18 protein-coding genes are annotated in these 17,943 nt (G+C 56.8%); 13 read left to right on the top strand and 5 right to left on the bottom strand.

Going from position 1 to position 17,943, the window contains the following annotated elements; genetic code table 11:
* Positions 1-838 precede the first annotated feature (838 nt).
* From ACOYW1_RS23625 to ACOYW1_RS23590, 8 genes are all read left to right on the top strand, one after another.
* On the top strand, positions 839-2,170 hold the full coding sequence (locus tag ACOYW1_RS23625) for a [FeFe] hydrogenase, group A (protein ID WP_482419996.1): 1,332 nt from the start codon (positions 839-841) through the stop codon (positions 2,168-2,170).
* 13 nt (positions 2,171-2,183) lie between these two features.
* Positions 2,184-2,534 (top strand): iron hydrogenase small subunit, encoded by a 351-nt coding sequence (locus ACOYW1_RS23620; RefSeq protein WP_482418060.1) that lies wholly within the window; start codon positions 2,184-2,186, stop codon positions 2,532-2,534.
* Between the two features lie 406 nt (positions 2,535-2,940).
* The gene (gene hydG / locus ACOYW1_RS23615) at positions 2,941-4,353 is read left to right on the top strand and encodes a [FeFe] hydrogenase H-cluster radical SAM maturase HydG (protein ID WP_482419995.1); all 1,413 of its coding nucleotides are present in this window, start codon (positions 2,941-2,943) and stop codon (positions 4,351-4,353) included.
* Positions 4,354-4,937: 584 nt separating this feature from the next.
* Positions 4,938-6,392: an aspartate ammonia-lyase gene (locus tag ACOYW1_RS23610; protein WP_482419994.1), complete on the top strand. Its 1,455-nt coding sequence runs from the start codon at positions 4,938-4,940 to the stop codon at positions 6,390-6,392.
* Entirely contained in the window at positions 6,389-7,390 is a 1,002-nt protein-coding gene (hydE, locus tag ACOYW1_RS23605; RefSeq protein WP_482419993.1) for a [FeFe] hydrogenase H-cluster radical SAM maturase HydE, read from the top strand. The genes ACOYW1_RS23610 and hydE overlap by 4 nt, the downstream gene beginning before the upstream one ends.
* 165 nt (positions 7,391-7,555) lie before the next feature.
* Complete coding sequence (locus ACOYW1_RS23600) at positions 7,556-7,735, top strand: hypothetical protein (protein WP_482419992.1); 180 nt, start codon at positions 7,556-7,558, stop codon at positions 7,733-7,735.
* A 258-nt stretch (positions 7,736-7,993) separates the two neighbouring features.
* Positions 7,994-8,941 carry a GTPase gene (locus ACOYW1_RS23595; protein ID WP_482419991.1) on the top strand — a complete coding sequence of 316 codons (948 nt, stop codon included), beginning with the start codon at positions 7,994-7,996 and terminating at the stop codon, positions 8,939-8,941.
* Positions 8,854-9,204: a hypothetical protein gene (locus tag ACOYW1_RS23590; RefSeq protein ID WP_482419990.1), complete on the top strand. Its 351-nt coding sequence runs from the start codon at positions 8,854-8,856 to the stop codon at positions 9,202-9,204. The genes ACOYW1_RS23595 and ACOYW1_RS23590 overlap by 88 nt, the downstream gene beginning before the upstream one ends.
* Positions 9,205-9,609: 405 nt before the next feature.
* On the opposite strand, the gene ACOYW1_RS23585 is transcribed toward ACOYW1_RS23590, so the two are convergent.
* From ACOYW1_RS23585 to ACOYW1_RS23570, 4 genes are all read right to left on the bottom strand, one after another.
* Positions 9,610-10,107, bottom strand: a complete 498-nt coding sequence (locus ACOYW1_RS23585; RefSeq protein WP_482419989.1) for a hypothetical protein — start codon at positions 10,105-10,107, stop codon at positions 9,610-9,612.
* A 263-nt stretch (positions 10,108-10,370) separates the two neighbouring features.
* A complete protein-coding gene (locus tag ACOYW1_RS23580) occupies positions 10,371-10,532 on the bottom strand; it encodes a hypothetical protein (protein ID WP_482419988.1) in 162 nt (53 codons plus the stop codon).
* Positions 10,533-10,781: 249 nt separating this feature from the next.
* Positions 10,782-11,729 (bottom strand): DUF3795 domain-containing protein, encoded by a 948-nt coding sequence (locus ACOYW1_RS23575; protein ID WP_482419987.1) that lies wholly within the window; start codon positions 11,727-11,729, stop codon positions 10,782-10,784.
* Complete coding sequence (locus ACOYW1_RS23570; RefSeq protein WP_482419986.1) at positions 11,726-12,412, bottom strand: class I SAM-dependent methyltransferase; 687 nt, start codon at positions 12,410-12,412, stop codon at positions 11,726-11,728. The genes ACOYW1_RS23575 and ACOYW1_RS23570 overlap by 4 nt, the downstream gene beginning before the upstream one ends.
* Before the next feature lie 324 nt (positions 12,413-12,736).
* On the opposite strand from ACOYW1_RS23570, the gene ACOYW1_RS23565 reads away from it, so the two are divergent.
* A complete protein-coding gene (locus ACOYW1_RS23565) occupies positions 12,737-13,186 on the top strand; it encodes a PaaI family thioesterase (RefSeq protein WP_482419985.1) in 450 nt (149 codons plus the stop codon).
* On the opposite strand, the gene ACOYW1_RS23560 is transcribed toward ACOYW1_RS23565, so the two are convergent.
* Positions 13,158-13,868, bottom strand: a complete 711-nt coding sequence (locus ACOYW1_RS23560; protein WP_482419984.1) for a DUF3786 domain-containing protein — start codon at positions 13,866-13,868, stop codon at positions 13,158-13,160. The genes ACOYW1_RS23565 and ACOYW1_RS23560 overlap by 29 nt on opposite strands.
* Positions 13,869-14,157: 289 nt before the next feature.
* On the opposite strand from ACOYW1_RS23560, the gene ACOYW1_RS23555 reads away from it, so the two are divergent.
* The 4 genes from ACOYW1_RS23555 (at position 14,158) to ACOYW1_RS23540 (ending at position 17,897) form a co-directional block, all read left to right on the top strand.
* The gene (locus ACOYW1_RS23555) at positions 14,158-14,910 is read left to right on the top strand and encodes a Rossmann-like domain-containing protein (RefSeq protein WP_482419983.1); all 753 of its coding nucleotides are present in this window, start codon (positions 14,158-14,160) and stop codon (positions 14,908-14,910) included.
* 286 nt (positions 14,911-15,196) lie between these two features.
* Positions 15,197-16,951, top strand: coding sequence for an exo-rhamnogalacturonan lyase family protein (locus ACOYW1_RS23550; RefSeq protein ID WP_482419982.1), 1,755 nt, complete (start codon positions 15,197-15,199; stop codon positions 16,949-16,951).
* A gap of 116 nt (positions 16,952-17,067) precedes the next feature.
* Entirely contained in the window at positions 17,068-17,568 is a 501-nt protein-coding gene (locus ACOYW1_RS23545) for a hypothetical protein (protein ID WP_482419981.1), read from the top strand.
* A 74-nt stretch (positions 17,569-17,642) separates the two neighbouring features.
* Positions 17,643-17,897, top strand: a complete 255-nt coding sequence (locus ACOYW1_RS23540) for a hypothetical protein (protein ID WP_482419980.1) — start codon at positions 17,643-17,645, stop codon at positions 17,895-17,897.
* The last annotated feature ends 46 nt before the right edge of the window (positions 17,898-17,943 follow it).

Here is a 17,943-nt window from a genome sequence, read left to right as displayed (position 1 = left end):
GTAATGCACCGAATCACCCATCCCATGTCTTGAGAGCGGTGCGTCCTGATCTGCTTGCGGTGGCCCTGAACCTGCGGCGATGGAAAAACGACTTCCATTACCTTCATGCTATCGGCGGCTCTTCTGGAAAAGTTTAGAACGAATATTCAAGGATTTTCGACAGTCTGCCGGTGGTGAGGGGCATGACGGGGCTGCGGTACCGCCGCCGGAGTGATGTGCTGTTTATGTAAAAAAAGCCGGGTAAAATTCCGTTTTATTAAAAACACAATTCCCAAAACTACTTGTTCGACTGAATGTTACCGATAAAGGAACGGTACCAACGTACGTCGGTGACCGGGGATGGTTTTCGGAAGAAGGCAAACGCTGTTTTGCTTGTGTTTGCTTGTTGCGGGGTGTGACGAAAGAACGGATCACAAAAGCCCGAACGAGTGTGGAACAAAAAAACAGACATGGGAAAAAGGCTGAAATGGCGGCCTGTTTTTCGTACTTGGAGTCCTTTTTTAAGGTCTTGGTAGGGTGTTTTAAGCAAAGATGTTCGGTGGGCGATGCAAATTGCCGTTGGCTTACATGAGTTATCCTGCGATACCGCTATTTCAGTGGCAAAAAACGATTTTTTAATGAAATTGAAGGGAATAATAGAAATTATTGAATAAAAAGAGGTGCGTCCGGATGTGTCAGGTGTTTCGGCGGCTTAACGCGGTACGCGGTCTGGTTCGTTTTTTCGGATACATATCCCTGTTGCATTTTCCCATCGGCGTGGGTAGGCAACTTAAATATAAGGAATACAGTCTACGACGGGGGGTTGCCCTTTACCCACATGGGAGGAGAAGCACGCAACATGACAGAAGAAACCAGGAAAAGACCCGCAACTCGCGCCATGGACCTGTCCGGGGTCCGGGTGGATCCGCCCGGAGCGGTTCGAACTATGGAAGGAATCCGCAATACCGTTTACTCTCCGGGGGCAACAGACCCCAACACCCTCTATTTCGTGGAGGTGGATCCGAAGGTGTGCCAGGGCTGCGGGGAGTGCTCCCATCATTGCCCCACCGGCGCGATCCAGGAGACCGAGGACGGCACGCGACACATCGTGGATCCTTCCGTCTGCATGAACTGCGGCCAGTGCCTGACCCATTGCCCCTACGGTGCCGTGACCGAGCGTGTCTCCTATGTAAGCGAGGTGCTGGAAAAGCTGAAAGACCCGGATACGGTGGTGGTGTCCATGACAGCCCCTGCCGTGCGGTATGCCCTGGGCGAGTGTTTCGGCATGCCCACGGGCACCTGGGTGGGGGGCAAGGTGCATGCGGTGTTGCGGCGCCTGGGCTTCGACTACATCTGGGACAACGAGTGGACCGCCGACGTCACCATCATGGAGGAGGGCACCGAACTCCTTCAGCGCGTGAAAAACGGGGGCAAAGGCGATAAGCCCCTGCCTCAGTTCACCTCCTGCTGTCCGGGCTGGATCAAGTTCTGCGAGTCCTTTTACCCCGACCTGATCCCCCATCTTTCCACCTGCAAGTCCCCCGTTGCCATGCTGGGGCCCCTGGCCAAGACCTATGGGGCCCAGCAGACCGGCACAGACCCCAAAAAGGTCTACACCGTCTCCATCATGCCCTGCATCGCTAAGAAATACGAAGGGCTGCGACCGGAGATGAACGCAGGCGGCTCTCGGGACATTGATGCCACCATCAACACCCGGGAGCTGGCCTACATCATCAAAAAAGCAGGGATCTCCTTTGCCTCCCTTCCCGATGAGGAGGCCGACCCCATCCTGGGCATGGCCACCGGGGCCGCCACCCTTTTCGGCACCAGCGGCGGGGTCATGGAAGCGGCCCTGCGTTTTGCCTACGAGGCCATCTCCGGCAAGACCCTTGCCGACCCGGCCATCAAGGCCGTGCGCACCGGCACGGGCATCAACAAGGTGTCGGTGGACGTGCCTGGTTTCGGGCCTGTGCGCGTGGCCGTGGTGAGCGGCCTTCATGAGGCGGCAAAGCTCTGCGAGGAGGTGCGGGCCGGAACAAGCGACCTGCACTTTATTGAGGTGATGACCTGCCCGGGGGGCTGCGTCAACGGCGGGGGCCAGCCCGTGGATGATTCCATCATGGAGGCCTCCCTGTTCAAGAAGATGATGGCCACGGTCAACAAGCGGTTCAACATGAGGAAGGTGGGATAAAGGAGGCAAGGTTATGAAAAAAGGAAGATGGGATCTCTCCAGGCGCAGTTTTATCAAGGCAGCGGGCCTGGCCTGCGGGTACGCTGTGGTGGGCGCGGGCATGGCAAAGAAAAGTGTGGCAGCGGTCCTGGACCTGGTGGGGCTTCGCCAGCAGTCCGTGTACAACGCTGACGCAGACCCCCGCAAATATGCCCTTCGTAAATCCCAGGATAATCCCATGGTGAGGGCACTCTACGCCCGGGGCGGCTTTCTGGAGGAGGGACCCTGCGGGCACCGTTCCCACCACCTGCTCCACACCACCTACGAGGACCGGAGTGCTCGCATCCGGGCCCTCAAAGACAAGGGCATCGAATTGTACATCTGATGCATCCATGCCGGGCCCATGGCCCGGCTCCGGGGGCCTTACTGCCATGGGTTGACTCCCACCCGGTACAAATACAGGTTCGTCGATATGGAGAGCATTCAGGAGGGGCACAGGCAAGGGATGGGTTGATCGGTTCCCTGGTCGCGGTTCCGGCTGTTGTTGACAGCTTTCCGACACAGCCCGGAGAGGTGTTTTTTCTTCGGATTCTCGTATTGTATGAGCCTTCTGGCACAAAATATGCTATTTGCCATGGGGGCAATCGCCACGGTTGTCCCCATGGACCAGATGGTCTGTTGGAGCCTTTGTAATAACATATTAGATTGCGGGAAGCCTTGACGCCTGTATATCTGCCGGCGCCCGGGACTTTCGGTGTGGTGCCGAGGCGCCATGCCACTGGATGGATGAAATGACGTATGACCCTGAGCACCCCGAGGATTTTATCGATGCGGCGAGCATCTGGAATCACATAGAAACAGCAAGCAACCCGGCACCTGAGAGGGTCCGGGAGGTCCTGGCCAAGGCCGGTGAGATGAAAGGGCTGACCCTTGAAGAGTCAGCGGTTCTTCTCGCCTGCGAAGACAGCGGCCTGGACGACGAGATTTTCGCCACGGCAAAGAGGGTCAAAGAGAGCATCTACGGGAACCGTATGGTGCTCTTCGCGCCTTTGTACATCACCAACGAGTGCTGCAACTGCTGCAGCTACTGCGGGTTCAACGCCACGAACAAGGAGCTGACCCGCCGAACCCTCACCATGGATGAGATCAAGGACGAGGTGAGGGTGCTGGAAGACCAGGGCCACAAGCGCCTGTTGCTGGTCTACGGCGAGCACCCCCGGTTCGGCGCCGAATGGATGAAAGAGACCGTGGAAGCGGTCTACGCCACCCAGTCGGAAAAGAGCGGAGAGATCCGCCGCGTCAACATCAACTGCGCGCCCCTGTCCGTCGAGGGCTTCAAGACCCTGGCCTCCGCCGGTATCGGCACCTACCAGTGTTTTCAGGAAACCTACCACCGGGAAACCTACGCCAAGGTTCACCTCAAGGGCAAAAAGACCGATTTCCTCTGGCGACTCCACGCCATGCACCGGGCCATGGAAGGCGGCATCGACGATGTGGGCATGGGGGCGCTCTTCGGCCTCTTTGATCACCGATTCGAACTGCTGGCCCTGCTTGCCCACGCCCAGCAGCTGGAAGCAGACACCGGGGTCGGTCCCCACACCATCTCCTTTCCGCGTATTGAGCCTGCCCTGGGTTCCGAGATGTCCACCAACCCTCCCGATGTGATCACCGACCACCGCTTTAAAAAGATCGTGGCCATCACGCGCCTGGCCGTTCCCTACACCGGCCTTATCATGAGCACCCGCGAAACCGGGGAGCTTAGGCGCGAGCTCATGGAACTCGGCGTCTCCCAGATGAGCGCCGGATCCCGCACCTACCCCGGAGCCTACTCCGACCCCGAATACGACCGCCCCGACGTTCAGCAGTTCTGCCTCGGCGACAACCGCTCCCTGGACGAAGTGATCCGCGAAATGGCGGAAAACGGTTTTACCCCCTCATGGTGCACGGCCTGCTACCGCAAAGGACGCACCGGGGACCACTTCATGGGCCTTGCCAAGCAGGGTTTTATCCAGGAGTTCTGCATCCCCAACGCCCTGTTGACCCTGCGCGAGTACCTGAGCGACTACGCCAGCCCCGAAACCCGGGCCGCAGGCGAAGCCCTTCTGGCCAAGAGCGAAGAGACCATGGCCCAGCGCAAGTGCGGCAAAGAGTTCTCCAAACTCTTGAAACGCGTCACCGACGGTGAGAGGGATCTGTATTTTTAAATGTCGCTGGTGCCTCCGGCGGCAAGGTGGGGGCACCTTGAAACCCTGTGGCGAATGCACGGACGTCGTGCGGTCATGCAATTGTTGCCGGGGCATTCGCGTGGGGGATGGTGAGATTCAGTGGAGCGTTTTTGCAGGAGAAGGTCGTGTCACTCGCTCCCGGGCTCAGCCTGGGAGTGCCGATGGCAAGGCTTCGCCTTGCCGTGTGAAGCATAGCGGATAAAACGTACAGGGGAAAGCGGCTTCAAGCGTGGAGGCAGAGCCTCCGTGGATCATTCCCAGGCAGAGCCTGGGAACGAAACCTGAGACAGGGCAATGCCCACTGCCGTCGGAGATACTCCGCCCAAGGTTTTACAGAGCTTGCGGCAATGCCCGAATAGTCGCCAGCGTTGATGGCGGGCGCAGCCCGCGGCGAACGCCATAGCGATTTTCCCTGAGGAACGAAGGGGAAATCGCTATGGCAATATGCTTTCGAGGTGGCACACCTCGCCGCCGGAGGCATGTTTTGGCTTTTTGGTCTGGGCCTTGTGGTTCTGTATCGGGCATAGAGGGCGACAAAAGCGACACAACGGTGGATACCTTAGATGACAGATGCCATGGACGTGACATGTCCTGACACACGGATAGAGACGGACAGCCTGGGGGAGGTGGCGGTGCCTGCCTCGGCGTATTGGGGTGCGCACACCCGGCGAGCCCTGGATCATTTTCCTTCGTCGGGCCAGGAGTTCCTGCACCCTTTTGTCCGGGCCCTGGCCCTTGTGAAGCGGGCCTGTGCCGAAACCAATGTTTCCCTGAAGTATCTGGACGCCTCCGTGGGGGAGGCCATTTGCGCTGCCTGCGACGAGCTGGCCCAAGGGGACTTGGGGCTTCAGATCGTGGTGGATCCTTTCCAGGGCGGGGCAGGCACCTCCACCAACATGAACGTCAATGAGGTGATCGCCGGGCGGGCTGCGGAGCTGCTCGGGTCGCACCGGGGGGATCGCGAGCTCGTCTCGCCCCTGGATCATGTGAATCTCCATCAGTCCACCAACGATGTGTATCCCACGGCCCTGAAGGTGGCGGCGGTGTTTCTCCTGAAAGAGCTGGAGACGGAAACCGGCCACCTGCAGCAGGCCTTTCAACTGAAAGAGACCGCGTTTTCCTCGGTGGTGAAACTGGGGCGTACCCAGATGATGGACGCCGTGCCTATGACTTTGGGTATGGAGTTCGGCGCCTTTGGCGAGGCCATCGCACGGGATCGCTGGCGGGTGTTCAAGTGCCGGGAGCGGCTCAAGCAGGTAAACTTGGGCGGCACGGCCGTGGGCACGGGGCTGGGCGCTCCCAGGGCGTATATCTTTAAAGTGGTGGAGCGTCTCAAGGCCCTGGCCGGCGTGGTCATCGCCCGGTCGGAAAACCTGGTGGACGTCACCCAGAACCTCGACTCCTTTGTGGAGGTCTCCGGTATCCTCAAGGCCTACGCCGCCAACCTGGTGAAGATCGCCTCGGACCTGCGGCTGTTGAGCAGCGGTCCCCACGGCGGCCTGGCGGAGATCAACCTGCCGCCTCGCCAGGCAGGCTCGTCTATCATGGCCGGAAAGGTGAATCCGGTGATCCCGGAGGCGGTGATCCAGGTGGGCCTGCGCACCATGGCCAACGATCAGATGATCGGGGCCGCAGCCTCCATGGGCCAGCTGGACTTAAACCATCTTATGCCCCTGGTGGCCCACGGGCTGCTGGAGTCCCTCACTCTGTTAAACGGAGCGGTAAAAAGCTTTCGGGTTTACTGCGTGGAGGGGATCACCCCCAACGCCGAGGCCTGTAAGGCCCACGTGACGGCAAGCGACACCCTGCTTACTGCCCTGGTCCCCTTTATCGGGTATGACCGGGTGGCCGGGCTGGTGGAAAAGGCACGGACCACGGGGCATTCGGTTGCTGACCTTGTGGTGGAAGAGGGCGTGCTGAGCAGCGAGCAGGTGGCGGCGGTTCTTTCTCCCAAGCGCATGCAGAAGCTGGGCTTTGACGCAGCAGATGAAGCCCTCTTCAAAGGAGAGAAATCATGACCAGAGATGAGATTCTTGCCTATCTGCAAGGAAAGGACGATGCCGGGCTCTTTGCCGGGGCACGGGCTGTTCGTCGCGAAATCTTCGGGGACGAGATCTATTTAAGGGGCATCGTGGAGTTTACAAGCTTCTGCCGGTGCCGCTGCAACTACTGCGGGCTTCGGGCGCCCAACGACGAGGTGTTTCGTTACCGTCTCACCGAAGAAGAGATCCTGGACGCCGTGGACGAACTGGCCGCCCTGGGCCTTCCCACGGTGGTGCTCCAGGGCGGGGAAGACCCCCATTACGATGCGGCCTTTATCGGGCGCATTATCGAAAGCATCAAGGCGAACCATGGCATCGCCGTGACCCTCTCCCTGGGGGAACGGGGTGTCGAGGCCTTTTCCCACTGGCGGGAGTGCGGGGCCGATCGTTATCTCCTGAAGATGGAGACCCTGGATGAATCCCTTTACGGCACCTATCGCCCCGGGTGCGATTTCCACCAGCGCCTGGCAGGGGTCCGCACCCTTCAGAGGCTGGGCTACGAAGCAGGCTCCGGCATCATCACCGGCCTGCCCGGTATGACCTCGGAGACGTTGGCGGACGATATCCTGGCCGTCACCGACCTTGCTTTGGACATGATCTCCGCCGGTCCCTTTGTGCCCCATCCCCAGACCCCCTTCGGCGCCGAGAGTCCGGGGGATCCCCAGCTTGCCCTGCGTACCATGGCCATCTTGAGGCTCCTCAACCCTTACGCCAACATCCCGGCCACCAGCGCCCTGGAAACCGTCCGGGAAGAGGGCCGCAAACAGGGCATCGACGCCGGAGCCAACGTGCTCATGTTCTCCGTTACCCCGGCCTCGGTGCGGAAAAATTACGCCATCTACCCGGGCAAAAACCAGGAGACCCGCACCGCCGCCCACACCGTGCAAAAGGCTCGGGAACTCATTCGGAGCATGGGGCTTTCCCCATCCTCAAGCCTTGGAGGATCCAAGGTTTCTAAAAAAAGGGCGGGGTAGAGCGTTTGGTGAGGTTGGGCATGGAAAAGGAAAAGCGCCTCCGGCGGCAAGGTGGGGGCACCTTGAAACCCTATGGCAAATGCATGGAGACCGTTGTTAAGCGGGTGTTGTCGGGGCATTTGCGTGACGTGTGACGTTTTGCAGGCACCTCTGCAGGAGATGCCCATGCTCATTTTTTTTAAAACGGTAATTATTCAGCTTAATTTATTAAAAATTGAACAAACAGGTGTTATATGGTTTTTTGCACGAAGTTCGGGCCTTGGTTATCGTTTGGGCTGCGACTTTCAAAAAAAACTGAAAAAAATCGACCGAAACGGAGCGCCGCACTCCGGTGCGGCTTTTTAGTCCGTCGTTACCCGTGCCGCACAGGAGTGCGGCGCTCCAGGGGCAGGTGGGGCGGGGTATGATGTAAATACGACCATGGCCCAAACGAAGATCAATGCCGAATTTTGTTTGAAAGGCGGATGTGATTTGACCCGAGGAACGAGGGGCAAAGCGCATCCGCCACCTGCTTTCAAGGTGGCACACCTTGCCGCCGGAGGCTGATTTTTTTTTAAAAAAACTCAGGGAAAGCGTTTCTGTTTTAATATGAAGGAGTAAGAGATGTCTGTGAAAGCACCCAAGGGGGTTCGGTTGGTGATTACGCTCACCGGGCGTCGAAATGCGGGAAAATCATCGCTCATCAACGCCATCTGCGGGGAGGAGATCGCCATTGTCTCGGAGATGCCCGGCACCACCACAGACCCGGTGGCCCGGCACCATGAGCTGCTGCCTTTGGGGCCGGTGACCTTTTACGACACCGCGGGCCTGGATGACGAGGGTGCCCTGGGTGAGCTGAGGATCCAGGCGGCCAGGAAGGTGCTGTTCCGGACGGACGTGGCCGTGGTGGTGGCCGGTGAAGAGGGGATCACGGACTATGAAAAAGAGATCATTGCCGAGCTCCGCCGCATGGACATCTCCTTTCTGGTGGCCCTGAACAAAAGGGACCTGCGGGATGAGACCGAGGCCGATATCCGGTGGTGTGCCGAGGAGGGCATCAAGGTGCTGGCCGTCTCTGCCAACGGCGGGGACGGGGTGCGGGAGCTCAAGGAGGCCCTCATTGCCCTGGCTCCGGCTGAGTTCCGTGAGGAGCCTCTTCTGGTGCGGGACCTTGTGAACGAAGGGGACTGGGTCTGCGTGGTGCCCATCGATTTGGCGGCCCCTAAGGGACGCCTGATCCTGCCCCAGGTGATGGTGCTGCGCGATATCCTCGATGCTGACGCCGTGGGGTTGGTGGTCAAGGAGCGGGAGGTGGAAGAGACCCTCTCCAACATGGGCAAGAAACCGGCGCTGGTTATCACCGATTCCCAGGCGGTCCTCAAGGTGGCCGCGATGTGCCCGGCTACACGTGGTCCTTTACCACCTTCTCCACGCTCATGGCGCGGTACAAAGGGGACCTTGAGGCCCTGGTGGAAGGGGCCGACATGCTGGACAAGCTCAAGGACGGGGACACCATCCTCATGGGCGAGGCATGCTCCCACCACGAGGTGGCCGACGACATCGGCCGGGTGAAAATTCCCCGCTGGATCACCCAGTACACCGGTCTGGACCTCAACTTTGAGTTTTACTCCGGCAACGATTTTCCCGAAGACCTGGAAAAATACGCCCTGGCCGTCCACTGCGGAGGCTGCATGCTTAACCGCACGGCCATGCTCCGGCGCGTCCGCGAGTGCCGGAGACGGGGCGTGCCCATCACCAACTACGGGGTGGCCATCTCCAAGGTCCAGGGGCTCTTGGATCGGGTGATCAGGCCCTTTGGGCTGGCCGGGGAATAGCTTCCCTGCACATGGGGCTAAAACGCCTCCGGCGGCCCTGCCGGGGGCCAAACTTTTAGAAAGTTTTGCAAACAGGTCTTAAGCAAGGCTTCCAGGCTCTGCCGAAATAATTTTGTCAGTTTCGCCCCACCCTTCGTGTTGATCGCCCTGAAGGGCGATCAACACGAAGGGTGGGGCATTAAGATTGCTTTTTGAGGCTTGTCACGCCGGAGGCAAGCTGAATAGTAACTAAGTATGCACGTCGCGCACGGCCGTGCGGCAGACGCTCCGCCCATGTAAAAAAGCCGCACAGGAGTGCGGCGCTCCACACGAGAATCCTTCGGGGCTAATTTACTGCGGCATAAATAAGGTGCTTCCCTTATAACCTATTATCTATCCCCTGTTATTGCCTCTGACCTGTTTTTCCTATTCCCCCACCCTATACCCCACATACCCCTCGTGGTAGCACTCCAGACAAAATCCCTTTTCCGGGCAGACAACCCACAGGTCTTCGCATTCGTCGGTAAACAGGTCGGTGTGGCGAATCATCGCCCGGGCCTCCAGGCTCAGGCAGGGGGTGTCGGCATTGCCGAAAATCACGGTGACCGCATCGCCCGGGGCGAGGTGTTCCGAGATGATACCGGCGATTAGTTGCTCTTTTTCCTCGTCTTCGATATAGGGGCGGGTGGTGCTTCCCGGCACCTTTTTCCAGTCAATACCGGAAAACACCACGGGAAAATGGTCGAAGATCCACCCCGCGGCCTCGCGGTCCAGGTGGACGGCAAAAGAGACATTCAGGGCATTCAGGCTGGCTGCAAGGTCCTCAATGAGGGCCATGCGCCGTTCCCGCTCCAATCGGTCCTTGAGTTTTTTTCGTCTTTGGAGCAGCTCTTCCCGGCTGGGGGGCGGGCCTTGTTTGGTCACGATACATCTCCTTGCCCGGATATTTCACGAGTCGAGAGCACCCATATTCAAGGCATCAGAGCTGCAGATGTAGTGGTTTACCTCAAAGCTCTGATAACGCAGAAGATGGGTGCACTCGGCTCGCCCGAAGGGTGAGAAAATCAAACAGCTAACGTCGATTTACATTTTGCATTTTCAAAACAGTTGGTATTTTTTATTATAACCATTCGAAATAATAGTATTTTTGCTTGGTTGTTTTTCCATGAAATATCCGGGCTTGGGGGTTACGGGCGCAGCTCCTTGAGCCATCGTTTAAGCAGGCAAAAGACCACCACCCATACCAGAAAGGAAAGGAAAAAAGAGACAATCCCTTTGTGCTCTCCAAACAACCCGGAGACCGTGTAGGCAGAGGCGCTTGCGGCAAGCATGGCAAACAGTGTGGGCATGTGTGTCAGCTCCTGTTGGTAAATGATTGGGGCTTAGCCGGAAAAGGGTAATGCCTCCGGCGTCCAAACGTTTGATTAACAGGTCTTAGTCCAGCATTTCGAGTTTTCGCCGAGACAATTCAAATATTTTTTCATCAGAAACGTTTTTTGCGGAGCTTTTTTTCAAAAAAGCGACCCGCCGGAGGCATCCTTAACAGTTGCGAGGTATTTACTTCTGTTGCCAGATATAAAACGGTTCCCTGAAGTAGTTCAGTTCTGGCCGTGTTGTCTGATGGCCCGGAGATTGTTTTTGGGCATTTCTCCGCACCGGGGCTCCAGCAGGTCGAATTTGTCGCAGGCGTCCACCTCGTCACACTCCCAGCACCCTTCATATTTTCTTGAAAGACAGCATTCCATAATTTTACAGGGTGTCCCCGAACACCCGCCTCCTACCCGACAGGGCTTTTTGCACCCGGACTCCGCCAGTGCGACGAGGACCTCCGAGAACTTGCCGTAGTGAGAAAAATTAGCTCCGAAGGGTGAGTCCACGGCCGCGTACTCGTGGAAGGCCACCTTTTCGAGTTCCTCTTTCAGGTGTTGTGCATGGGCTTCGAATCGGTTGTTGTACCGGATGCAGTCCGGGCAATAGATGCCGCAATAGGCTGTTTCGGCAATTCCACCGGTGAGCCAGTGGATGTAGCTGGCGTAGGCGTCTTTATGAAAGTTGAGGGAGGCAGGGTTCATGAACCCGTGGAGATATTGAGAGCGGTGAACCCTTACGTTTTCTTTTCCGGAAAGGTCATCGGCAAGCTCGGCCACCGAAAAGCGGGGCTCTTCTCTGGCAAAAACGAGGTCCGTGGGCACCGCCGGGTTGATGGCTCGCCAGTTCCTGATTTGTGAGCCGTAGAAGCAGACCACCCGGCGGACTTTTTCGGAGGTAACGGCTTCGGAAAGGCGCCAGGCGGCCGATGCTCCCGCGCTGAACCCAATAAGAGTCACAGGGCCGGGTGTGTCATCGATTTTCTTTGAGAGGATCTCACAATAGCGATCCAGGCCGACATTCTCGGTGAAGTACTGGTAGGCGGCGGATTCTTCTTTGAACTCCATGAAGAGCCCGCAGTATGGGTCGACGATCTCGACGTTCCCAGGCAGCTCGTCTCCGAGCTCTCCAAGGGCCGATGTCCTTCCGAAAATGTCCGCCACAAGGATGGTGCTCATAACTTTGGGTATTCCTTTGCTGAGGTGGTCTCCCGGTTTTCCGGCTTTTTTGCGATGATCTGGAAGATGGTGGCCTTGTTTCCGTTCATGGTGGAAACCTCAATGGGTTGCTCCCGGATACGTTGAAAGGGGGCGAGCAATTGGTGGATCCAGGCCATGTCATGGTGCCGGACCACAGCTCCTTCGGGAAGCCCGAAGACACCGTACTTCCCGTATTCGGCTTCATGCTGTCGGTATCTGTCGGTGTTTCTTTCATCGTTTTGCAGGGGGTAATCGCTGAGGTAGAGGATGCCTCCGGGGCGAAGGACCCGGAAGATTTCACTGATCACCTGCCTCTGGCCTGTGTCTGTGGGAATGCAGGTCAAGACGGCCAGGAGGGTGCACGCGGAAAACGAGTGGTCGGGAAAGGGCAGGGTTTCGGCGTCGGCATGCCGCAGGTCAAGGGCCGGGTTTTTGGCAAGGCCCCTTTTAATCATCTGGCAAGAGATATCGACTCCGGTGACGTTGCTGTACCCGTTTTCCGCGAGCTGGGCGCAGGTGCGCCCGTACCCGCAGCCATAATCAAGGATTTTCTCATCCGGTCGCACCCATGTTCGGAGTGTGTCAACATCAACGGGGTGGGAAAAGGTTTTTGTCGGGGCAACGCTGTCCCAGTAGGCTGTCTGAACGTCAATCGGGTTCATGGCTTTTTCCCCTCGCGCATGGGATGGTTCATAGCAAATCTCCGTCATTCAGGCTGTTATGGGATTAAGATTGAGTTATTCTCACGTTTTATAGTATTTATGGCCGATGGAGGATCACTCGGTTTTTCCCAGTGTCATGTGTCCAGATAGGCCCTCATTCGAAGGATGAGAAAGTCGAGTAGAAAATGTTGAATTACATTGTGCGTTTTTGGAATGCCTCATTTTTCTCAACAGCCAAGTGTAATAACAATTTTATTGTTTTAACAAGATCGTTTTCTCATGAAATATCCGTGCTTGAGGTTAACGATGAGACAAGGAGGTTCCGTGAGCCCCACCGATCACTACCGTTCCCTGGAACGAATGTATGCAGCCGCCCCGTTGAACATGGCGTTTTATCAGCCGACCATGACCGTCGGGGAAGGCAAGGCCACCATTGAGATGGTGCTTGCCGAGCACCATCATCACTCAGCCGGTGCCGCCCATGGGTCCGTCTACTTCAAGATGCTGGACGACGCCGCATTTTTCGCGGCCAACTCCCTTGAGCATGAGACCTTTGTCCTGACCAGCTCTTTTACCACCTATTTGCTGAGGCCCGTTGTGCAGGGTACTTTACGCTCCGAAGGCCGTGTGGTCAATATCGGCAGGAGTCAGTTTATCGCAGAATCTGTCCTTTATGATGAAAAGGGACGGGAAGTCGGCAGGGGGAACGGGGTGTTTGTCAAGGGCAGAACGCCCCTTGAGGAGGCTACAGGGTATGGACCGCCCGCCCCCTGAACCGGGGCCCAGGGGGGCGGCACATCTTCAATGGGCAACGGGAGGACGTTACAGGTAATCCAGGGAAACCCCCTTGGACCGGGCGGCCAAGATGTGGCAGCCGCCCATGGCGAGGCCGGGACTCCATGTCCAGGTAGGTCGACGCGTTTTGTTGAAACAGCATGGTCGCCTGGGCCGGGAAGTCTTCGTCTGCATCGTTGAAGAGGAGAACCACAGGGACCCGGGGCAGGGCCTGGAAGCGAAAGGCGAGCTCGCATGAGACATCCGTGGCAAAGGGCTGGCCACCGATGGCATGGCATTGCTGCTCTAAGGCTTCCACGGCTCCTTCGAAATGGGCAGAGATGGGGCGGGACGCCGTGTTTCTGAACCCGGTCACATAGGGCACGGCATCTTTGAAGTCTTTGTACGTCACCAAAGAGGCATCCTCGGACGGGCTTTCGGGGCACAGCAGCAGGTATTTGCACACTACGACCCAGGTGATGTGATTGGCCTCTTTCCCAGTCTCATCGGATACGGCATGGGGTGTCACGGTGTATGTCCTATCGAAAAACGGGATACGCCATGTGGTTTCACCGGCGGTGATTCCCAATGCCTCGGCGATGTTCGGGGCCCCTTCAAGGGCCTCCACCTGACGGAGATAATCCTTCTTGATCTGCTCAAATACGGGAGCTTTTTCAGCCATGGTGATGCCTCCGTTTGCTTTGTGAAGGGGTGTCTCAAAACCATGATGTCTGATTTTGTTGTCTTGGGGCATGCCTTTCTTTGGGTGGGGATGTCTTTTTTATATACAGATGGTTATCACAAGGTGTTGGTGGGGGCAAGGCATGTGGGGCGGTAAAAGGTGATCCCATTTCTTTTTGTGCTTGATGTTTGCAACAAATTCTCTTGTTGTGTAGTGTAGATATTTGGTTGACGGCGAGCCGGGTGCCATTCATGCAGTGCCCGGAACGAGAGAAAAGCGAGCAGAAAATGTGAATGACATCTTTGAAAAGGACGACGAGATCCCCATGAACTTATTTGACGAATTGCGCGTTGCCTTAGGGCGGGAGATCAGTGCTCACAAGCTTTCAGGGCAGCGGATTCAGGTGAGATGCAAGGCCCTTTCGGCCAAAGAGGCCATCGGAATTCCCGAGCACGATGACTACCCCATCATCAAGGGCAGGGAGGTGATGGTGGAGGCGGAGTTCGGCGGTGCCAAGGGGCAGGCCTTTGCCGATGAGTACGAACAGGCCGATTACTCAGTGGACGACCTGATGACCATGCCCCTTGACTCCAACAGCAAACGGGCCAGCTTTGTGGCGGGGCTCAACGCGGTGTACCGGTACCTGAACCTCTGCGAGAAGACGGTACACTGCAGGGACGCCGAACCCATGGAGTGTGCGGGCCATGTGGCAGAAGCCGTTGCCCCGGGCCAAAAAGTACTCCTTGTGGGGCATCAGCCCCGGTTCCTGGAAAACCTTGCCGCTCAATGTACTGTCCGGGCCGTGGACATGGATGAGGGCAACATAGGCACCCCGTTTTCCGGGGTGGTTATCGAGTCGCCGGAGATGACGGCAGACGCGATTTCCTGGTGCGATACGATTTTTGCCACGGGCTCAACCCTGGTCAACGGTTCCCTGCCGACATTCCTGAACCGGGGTAAACCCGTTGTGTTTTACGGCGTTACCGTTTCGGCGGCAGCCAGGATACTCAATCTGAAGACCTACTGCCGATGCGGCCATTGAAACGGACGACGCTGATTTGACCTGATACTTTGGTGCGCCCCCCCATCCTTACGTTTCTTATATTTATCAAACTTGTTAGGAGTGCATGGTGATGGCGTTGTTACGGTGTGAACTGGTGAGGCGTGTCTTGTGCTGTTTATTCATGGTGCTTTGTATCGCCGGAATGGCCCCTTTTCAAGGGGTGTGCGGTATTAACCCGGCTGTTAAGATTCTTGTTCATGAGGTCCTTCCGGAAGGCGTGGAGGGCGTAAAAAGATCCGAGGCAGTTGCATCCTTCGGCATTCCCTTGGACAGGTCAGATGGTGTTCGATCCATCGGCGAGCTGGGGCTTGTGGGGGCATCCGATTATCAATTTCGAGTGCTTCACAGGTACCCCGACGGCGCCATTCAGTGGGTGCTTGTGGATACCCTGGCGTCTGTTGAGGCAGGCGGCAACAAGGTAATCTGGCTTACCAATGGTTCCGGCAACAGTGCAGGGCCTCACCTTGCCGTGGACGGTTCTGATCGTATTACGGTGAATACGGGTACTGCCCGGTTTGTGATCAGGAAGACAAACTACAATGTGTTTGACTCCGTGGTTGTGGATGGGACCCCGTTTTTACAGGGTACGGGTGGGATTACGGCCGTCAGCGGATCAACCCGCTACTCTTCGGCCCTGGATGACGATTCCACGGCAGAGATCGAAGAGAACGGCCCCGTTAAAGCGGTGATCCGCTGTGACGGGCACCTTCTGCCTGAAAGCGGGCCGTGGCTTTTCGGCTACACCATGCGCATGTATTTTTACAAGAACACCGGCCGAGTCCGGCTTGACCTGATCATCAAAAACGCCGAGATGGCCTCCTATTCGGTGAAGATCTTCGAGTCCCTTCGCATTGAGCTTCCCTCCACGGTCTCTGCCCCCAGCTATCTCTTTTCCACCGGCCCGGGGACGGAATCCCACGGCCCCATCAACGAAACCGCATACCTGTACCAGGGCTACAGCAGCCATAAGTATATCCAGTACATTGGCGGCGCCTCCAAGCTCCGGGAGCGCCTGGTCCCCGATACGGGCCTGATGGTCGCCAACGGAGGGGCGGTGATCCACCCCCTCGGGGACGAGACCCACCACAGCGAAGGGTTCGCGGCCATGTACTCGGTAGAAAAGCAGATCAACTGCGGGATCCGAAATCTTTACGGTATGTGGCCGGCTGGGTTCACCATGGAGGATGACGGCGATCTATTCATTGATATCTTCAGCCCGTGGAACTCAAAAGATGATATCGGGTTCGCCTTTTTTGCCCATGACAAACGGCAGGTGGTGCTGGAGTTTTCGAAAAAGGAGGATACACCGTTACCGAGAGAGACCTTTTACGCCATACAATACCCCCTCACCGGGCGGGCGGCGTTTCAACAGTATAAGGACACCGGGGCCGTCTATTACGAAAAGAGGCTGGCGACCCATGAAGAGACGCGGAGGTTCCTGGCCGAGATCGGGCTTGAAAACTATGAGATCTCCAATGTGGACAGCATGCGCAGGTATTATGTCTGGGGGCAGTCCGGAGGCTCCAATCAGTATGATGTGAATTTGTGTCAGTACCTTCACTACCTGCAGACCGGTAACGGTGGGGCGTTTCTGGCTGCCCAGAACATGGACCACCATAAAATGTTCGGATCAACACGGCATTCGGATGATTTTGATTTCTATGCTGACGGGCCTGAAATTTTTACCAATGTAAATAAAGTCATACCACCCGATCAAGAGAAGCTGGCATTTAACTATAAGTCCATTGAAAGAGAGCATTCCCATGACATCTCCGTGCCCATTGGCTATTTCCTTACAGGGGATGAGTCGTTCATGGAAGCTTGGAAAGATTACGGGGAGTATACGCTCTACGATCAGGGCTCCGGCAAAGGGGCTATCGGAAGTTATTACGATGGGACCACTTACGTGGGGTATCCCCGCGTGTTTTCGAGGGCGCTCAGGCGTGCCGGGGCCTTTGGTCTCTATGCAAGTACGGAGGTGTGGCGGAGAAGATTTATCGCATTGTCCGTAATTTTATGAGCATGAGGGCAACGCCTTTAGATATCGACCAGAACGGATGGGATCTGGATCGTGGTTTCTTTTACATGAGCAAAGCCGGAAACTGTCCGGAGGGCCGCAGATGCAACAAGGTGTTCATGGCATACGATATCTTTCCGAATTCGTTCTGGACGTATCAACCTGAAAATTTCGACGATCCCTTGATGTATGAAGACTTTCGGGATTACCTTTTGGGGGACGCCTACCATTGCCTGAGAGAGATCATCCCTCTGGAGCATCAGGTCTACGTATTGTCCCTGGATCTCGCCAATGAGTCCGATGATAGTGGGGAGTATCCCTTTTCCTTCCTGATGGCCCTGGGGTACGAGATGACCGGGGACGACGCTTTTCTGGTACAGTACAAATCCCATTATATGAGGATGCTGGTGGTCCAAAGCAAAGAACGGGTCTACTCTCCCTATTCATCGAAATTTATCTATGATTACTACAATCGAAACGTGGTCGCAGGTTATGTGGCCCCTGTGGGTAACGGTCGCGTGGACATGGGAAATTCCAGCGCGGCTTCCGTTGCGCGCCAGGGATCCGTCTACACCCTCACGTGGAATGCGCCTCTGGACGGGCTCCAGACCGTCAGATAAAGGTACTCCGGTGCCCATGGTGGAAAACCTTACCATTCGACCCAGGTAACCGAAACTACCAATACGACCCGGACATGTATGATAACTACTGGGCTGCGCTGAACGTTGCCAATGAACCGCCCCCGAAACAGAAAAGGGGAGACGTGGAGTCCGTCTCTGTGGACGTTGCGCAGGTCATCAGCGCGTATAATGCCAGATATGGCTTGTCTGAGGGCGATCCTGCCTACCGTTCGTATGATCCTGGGACCGATTACTATTTCGCAGTGAAGTACAATAAAGTGGTCCCTGCAGCCTACGCAGAGACCATTTTCTCGCTTCCCTGTCCGTAAAGGGCAACGTTACAACTCACGTTTCGCGCGTAGCCCGAGAGCAATG

The organism is Desulfoluna sp. CYM3A (assembly GCF_056829965.1).
Note: the sequence above shows the minus strand (reverse complement) of the source record. Positions and strands in the feature narration are given on the sequence as shown.

Coding starts and splice junctions, on each gene's coding strand:
- ACOYW1_RS23625 (WP_482419996.1), top strand. CDS start 839: ATGACAGAAGAAACCAGGAAAAGACCCGCAACTCGCGCCATGGACCTG.
- ACOYW1_RS23620 (WP_482418060.1), top strand. CDS start 2,184: ATGAAAAAAGGAAGATGGGATCTCTCCAGGCGCAGTTTTATCAAGGCA.
- hydG (WP_482419995.1), top strand. CDS start 2,941: ATGACGTATGACCCTGAGCACCCCGAGGATTTTATCGATGCGGCGAGC.
- ACOYW1_RS23610 (WP_482419994.1), top strand. CDS start 4,938: ATGACAGATGCCATGGACGTGACATGTCCTGACACACGGATAGAGACG.
- hydE (WP_482419993.1), top strand. CDS start 6,389: ATGACCAGAGATGAGATTCTTGCCTATCTGCAAGGAAAGGACGATGCC.
- ACOYW1_RS23600 (WP_482419992.1), top strand. CDS start 7,556: ATGCTCATTTTTTTTAAAACGGTAATTATTCAGCTTAATTTATTAAAA.
- ACOYW1_RS23595 (WP_482419991.1), top strand. CDS start 7,994: ATGTCTGTGAAAGCACCCAAGGGGGTTCGGTTGGTGATTACGCTCACC.
- ACOYW1_RS23590 (WP_482419990.1), top strand. CDS start 8,854: ATGCTGGACAAGCTCAAGGACGGGGACACCATCCTCATGGGCGAGGCA.
- ACOYW1_RS23580 (WP_482419988.1), bottom strand. CDS start 10,532: ATGCCCACACTGTTTGCCATGCTTGCCGCAAGCGCCTCTGCCTACACG.
- ACOYW1_RS23575 (WP_482419987.1), bottom strand. CDS start 11,729: ATGAGCACCATCCTTGTGGCGGACATTTTCGGAAGGACATCGGCCCTT.
- ACOYW1_RS23570 (WP_482419986.1), bottom strand. CDS start 12,412: ATGAACCCGATTGACGTTCAGACAGCCTACTGGGACAGCGTTGCCCCG.
- ACOYW1_RS23560 (WP_482419984.1), bottom strand. CDS start 13,868: ATGGCTGAAAAAGCTCCCGTATTTGAGCAGATCAAGAAGGATTATCTC.
- ACOYW1_RS23545 (WP_482419981.1), top strand. CDS start 17,068: ATGGCATACGATATCTTTCCGAATTCGTTCTGGACGTATCAACCTGAA.
- ACOYW1_RS23540 (WP_482419980.1), top strand. CDS start 17,643: ATGTATGATAACTACTGGGCTGCGCTGAACGTTGCCAATGAACCGCCC.